Consider the following 1,238-nt stretch of genomic DNA (forward strand, 5'->3'; position numbering starts at 1 on the left):
TATTTTTTATCAATACTGAACAGGTGCATAGATTTTTTAATAATAAAAATACCCCTATAATTGTATATCTAATATTATTAATGTCGCTAACATTTTCAGTGCGCGCAAGCAATAATTTGATACTTACAACAATACCATTAATATCAAAATATTATCTTAATTTTAATAGCGTTTTAATCGGCATCCTTTCCGCTTCAGCCATGGGGAGCACAGGCATAATGAGTGCATTAATAAATTCAAGGCTGGATTCCAAGAAGAGAAGGAAATTATTTATTTCCTCAGTTTTTATCTATTCAGTTTTTGAGCCGTTATTCTATTTCTCCAACCCTTATAATATCTGGCTACTCGTTATATTTTCAGGCTTCTTTTTTGGCTCCATCATGCCCAATATAATAAGCTCCGCGGGTACAATAAAAGATAAAAAAACAAGGGAAAGGGCATTAACATTATATACATTATCACTTAGTGCAAGCCTGGTTATAGGGCCAATAATTGAATCATATATATTATTATACTTTAACCTGTATCAGCTATTCTTATTTTTTATACCTTTTGATATAATTGCAGTAATCCTATCATTTAAAATAAGATTTCCAGATGAAAATAACAGAAAAACAAAAAGGACACTAAATATTTTTAAGAATAATGGTTTTAAATTATCTGTTTTTAATAATATTTCTTATGATACGCCATTTGCGTTAATTTTAACATTTGGCGGCATCTTTGCCAGAACAGAGTTTAATGCACCATATTCATTTGTTGAGATATTATTGGCCGGATTTTTTGGCCTATCATTCTTATCAAGGTTTTATCTATCATACAGGCCAGTAAGAAGGCTGTATATAACCACAACATTCTCAATACTGTTGACAATTACAGGATTAATAATGGTGTACCTCTCCAGAAATTTAATCACCTATTTTATAATTATTTGCATGCTTGGAATACCGCATGGTTTAACATTTCCAACATCATTAACCGCATTATCAAGGTCATTTAATGAGAATGAAATTTCTGTTGCAAATACATATTTTTATGCCATAATGATGTTTCTTGCAGTAGCAGTGCCCTCCATATCTGGTTTAATGGTATATTCAATTGGGTTGAGATATACATTTCTTTTATTTTCTGTACCAGTCATTATACTCTTTATTTTAATATTATATGAGTATAGAAAAGTACCGGGAATAAACGAATAATATTTCAGCAATGTATTTTGATATAATATAAAATATTGA

General features: G+C 29.8%; 1 protein-coding gene. It reads left to right on the forward strand.

From position 1 onward, the window contains the following. On the forward strand, positions 1-1,199 hold a 1,199-nt coding region (locus AOG55_RS03520), incomplete at its 5' end, for an MFS transporter (RefSeq protein WP_236688963.1). Positions 1,200-1,238 lie beyond the last annotated feature (39 nt).

It is taken from the genome of Acidiplasma cupricumulans (assembly GCF_001402935.1).
Lineage (GTDB): Archaea > Thermoplasmatota > Thermoplasmata > Thermoplasmatales > Thermoplasmataceae > Acidiplasma > Acidiplasma aeolicum.